The sequence below is a fragment of the Streptomyces sp. NPDC005574 genome (assembly GCF_040605435.1).
In the GTDB taxonomy this organism is placed as follows: Bacteria; Actinomycetota; Actinomycetes; order Streptomycetales; family Streptomycetaceae; genus Streptomyces.
The window spans coordinates 1-3,554 of sequence record NZ_JBEXCW010000228.1 but is presented as its reverse complement, the minus strand read 5'-3'; the positions used below and the strand labels follow the sequence as shown (position 1 = coordinate 3,554).

Below are 3,554 nucleotides of genomic sequence, written 5' to 3'. Positions count from 1 at the left end.
CTCGGCCTCATCAACTTCAACGGCCGCGTCATGGACCCCGCCCAATCCGACTTCCTCACCCCAGACCCCATCATCTCCAACCCCCTCGACGGACAGGACTGGAACCCCTACACCTACGTCCGCAACAGCCCCCTCAACTACACCGACCCCACCGGCTACCTCATGAACGCAGACGGCACCACCAGCGTCTGCGTCCACAAAGGCGACGCCGGATGCGGCAGCGCCGGCGACGGCGGCAGCCCCGGCGCCGGCGGCGGCTACCCCAGCTCCGCCTGCGGATGCGGCTGGGGCACCAACCTAGGCCTCACCCCCTACCAGACCATCACCTCCGACACCTCAGGCACCACCCCCCAACCCGCCCCCAAATGGGACAACACCTGCCCCGAAACCAACACCGGCTGCCACGACACCGACGGCACCGCCACCGCAACCAACACCACCATCCAAACCAGCGACACCAGCGAAACCGCAGGATGGCAAACCACATCCACCGCCTGCCAAGACGACTACTGCTGGGACCAATACGGCAACATCACCACCCAACCCGCAGGCGACCTCGTCGCCGACGAAATCGTCATCCACGCCGACCCCAACCTCCTCACCGAATTCGGCGACTGGCTGACACGCGGCATCGGCCACACCTACGGAGACGAAGACCACATCGGCACAGGCATCAAAACCATAGATGCCATGTGCTCTGACGAAGAATGCATGCCAATATCCGACGAAATTACATGGGGGATAGTTCCAGGAATCCCAGAAATAGACGGCCCCGTAACACAAAGAAGCGGTCAGATGCCCTACAAGGATAGGGTGCCGGATGTGAAAATTGTCGAGATTTCAAAGAGTCCTGTACATGAGCAAATGAATAACATGACCAAATTGTACCCGGAATTCACAAGTGTGCGCAGCCCCGTTGATCCGGCACAGTCGACTCTTAGTCCGAGTCAATTGCAGGCAGCCCGGGACGCGATATCTGGCTCCCTCAATATGGGCGGCGAGATGGGGCTGCGGGCCGCAGAAACAGTAGGAAGTGATTTCTATAAGGCCTCTCAAGGAAATCCCGGAAGATTGGTAAAGCAAATTAGGCGGCCCTAATTCGGTATTTTTGTCGCTAGTTCCGCCGTGCCCCCAGATCTCCTGAAGTGCAGGCTTGATCAGGCACGGCAAGTAGATAGCCGCGTGTTCCCGGCGTTGAAGATGCCGGCGACTCGGGCGTTCAGGGATGCCGATGATCTGAGGCAAGAATGCTCCGCCGCTAGTGGGCAATTCGACATCGTCGCAACACGAGGAGTGTTGGCGTCGTTCATCAGTAACTCCGTGAAGCGCTCGGTTGGGGTGTCCCAGCCGAGCGTTTTGCGTGGCCTCGTGTGCAGTCTGGTATGCGTCTGAGCTCGTGAGCCAAGATCGGTGAGAAACACCCAGCCAGATTTCCGGCCTTCGGATCGTGCGTTGATGCAGGTCAGCTGAGGCCGAGGACGGCCAGCGGTCGTTCGTAGGGTCGAGGCCGACAGCGACGGCGTCCCGCCCGGCCAACTGCGGCTCGCCTCCCCCTACGATCCGGACGCCCGCTGGTCCACGAAGGGAGACAAGCTGTTCTGGTGCGGATACAAGATTCATCTGACGGAGAGCTGCGACGACGGTACCGCCGGCGCGGACGCCGGTCCGGCCTCGCCGAACCTGATCACCGACGTGGCCACCACGGTGTCGACCGCGCCGGACGTGACGGCCGCCGCCGGCATCCAGCAGCGGCTGACCGAGCACCGGGTCAAGTCCGGCGGGCACTACCTGGACTCCGGCTACCCCTCCGCCGACCTCGTGGCCGCGGCGGCCCGCGAAGGCATCACGATGGCGACCCCGATGCCCGCCGATCACTCGGCCCAGGCTCGCGCGATGAGGCAGTCACAGGTTCCGTGATCATGGAGTCGCGACGCTCGTGATCATCAAGGAGACCTGTGCCTGCGCTGCCATCATGGCTGACCGAACCGCTGTGGGACCAGTTCGCCGCGCTGCTGCCGCCGCGGTCGGAGTTCGATCCGGCTCATCCGCTGGGCTGCCATCGGCGCCGGGTCGCCGACCGGATCGTGTTCGACAAGCTGCTGCAGGTCCTGCGCTTCGGCTGCTCCTACGAGGCGATTGCGGACACCACCTGTTCGGCCACCACGATCCGAAGCCGCCGCGACGAGTGGATACGACTGGGCCTGTTCTCCCGGCTGAAGCAAATCGCGCTGGAGGCCTACGACCGCATCGTCGGCCTGATCCTGGAACCTGGCCGGCGCCAACCGCCACGACTCCCCGCTCCTGGCTCCGACCCTCGACCTGCTCGACGGGCTTAGGCCTTGCCGGACGACATCACCGTGCACCTGGACGCCGGCTACGACTCCGCCGGCACCCGCACCGAACTCGACCGGCGAGGACTGCATGGACAGATCGCGCACAAGGGTGAGAAGGCACCGATCCAGGCCAGCCAACGGTGGCACGTCGAGCGCACCCACGCCTGGCAGAACGCCTTCCACCGCCTCGCCCGCTGCTACGAACGCCGCGCCACCGTGATCAACGCCTTCTTCGACCTCGCCGACACCGTCATCACCGTCCGCAGCCTGATCCGACGAGCGTGGACCACTCACCGCTGGGACGGCCGTCCACGCCGCCGCCGGTGACTCAAGTCTTCTCCTGCGGCTCCTCGTTCGTCTGCTGCACGCCGTCCAGATCATCGGCGTAGTGCTCGATCGCCCGCCGGTAGTCCTGCACCCGACGGCCGCTGCTGGTGGCAGCCAGCGTCTTCAGCAGCAGCCGCACCGCCTCGCGGCCCTCACCGTCGTTGTACAGCGCCATGGCCAGGAAAGCCCGCAGCGACGGATCGTCCGAGAACTCCTCCAGTCCATGCCGCAGAGTCTGCATGGCCTCCCCATAGGAGCCCAGGACTCGGTGAGTACTCCCCAACCCGAGGAAAGCCCCATGACGATCCTCCCGAGACAGGCCCGCACCACCCAGGGCCCGTTCGTAGAACGGCACAGCCTCGCGCTCCAGGCCGAGAACATCGTGTGCCCAAGCGGTCTGGTAGGCGATCTCGGCATCCCCCGGGTACCGCTCGGCCAGTTCCACCAGTTGCTCCCGGGCCTGCCCAGCCTGGCCCTGTTCACGCAGTTGCACTGCCCGCGCCAGCGCCGCGTTCTTCTCGTGATCATCGCTCATGCCGCCCTACGCTGGCACACCCTGCCCGATCAGCAAAGCGCCGACTGAGGTTCCCGACTTGTATCGGGATAGCGGTGTCGTGATCGGGTTGGCCGCCGGTAGGCATTGTCAACTTGATCGCGGTCGGTCTGTGGGATGATCGTTTAGATCGTTCAGGTGGGGGTGGGGAGGGTGGCTGTGGAGGCCGGGGCGGCGGTGTCGTACAAGGGGTTCCGGTTCCCGGCGGAGGTCATCTCCCATGCGGTGTGGCTGTACCACCGCTTCCGGCATTGTCAGGTTGGGCGAGCGTTCGGGGTTGTGAGCCGGTTCGGGACGTGTCTGGCCGTGGTGGTGACGGTGGTTCAGGCCGTGGTGGGCGG

At 64.5% G+C, this 3,554-nt stretch carries 3 protein-coding genes and 2 pseudogenes; 4 read left to right on the top strand and 1 reads right to left on the bottom strand.

The annotated features are described in order from the left end of the window. The 3 genes and pseudogenes from ABZT03_RS43420 to ABZT03_RS43410 all read left to right on the top strand — a co-directional run. Positions 1-1,098 (top strand): RHS repeat-associated core domain-containing protein (locus tag ABZT03_RS43420; protein ID WP_356049727.1); only part of this gene is annotated, 1,098 nt, incomplete at its 5' end. A 594-nt stretch (positions 1,099-1,692) separates the two neighbouring features. Further along, on the top strand, positions 1,693-1,917 hold the full coding sequence (locus ABZT03_RS43415) for a hypothetical protein (RefSeq protein WP_356049726.1): 225 nt from the start codon (positions 1,693-1,695) through the stop codon (positions 1,915-1,917). A gap of 38 nt (positions 1,918-1,955) precedes the next feature. Beyond that, positions 1,956-2,660 (top strand): annotated as a pseudogene (locus ABZT03_RS43410) (transposase). 1 nt (position 2,661) lies between these two features. On the opposite strand, the gene ABZT03_RS43405 reads toward ABZT03_RS43410, so the two are convergent. Beyond that, complete coding sequence (locus ABZT03_RS43405; RefSeq protein WP_356049725.1) at positions 2,662-3,195, bottom strand: tetratricopeptide repeat protein; 534 nt, start codon at positions 3,193-3,195, stop codon at positions 2,662-2,664. Between the two features lie 171 nt (positions 3,196-3,366). Here ABZT03_RS43405 and ABZT03_RS43400 point away from each other — a divergent pair. After that, positions 3,367-3,554: pseudogene (locus ABZT03_RS43400) on the top strand (hypothetical protein); the annotation flags it as partial.

Coding starts and splice junctions, on each gene's coding strand:
- ABZT03_RS43405 (WP_356049725.1), bottom strand. CDS start 3,195: ATGAGCGATGATCACGAGAAGAACGCGGCGCTGGCGCGGGCAGTGCAA.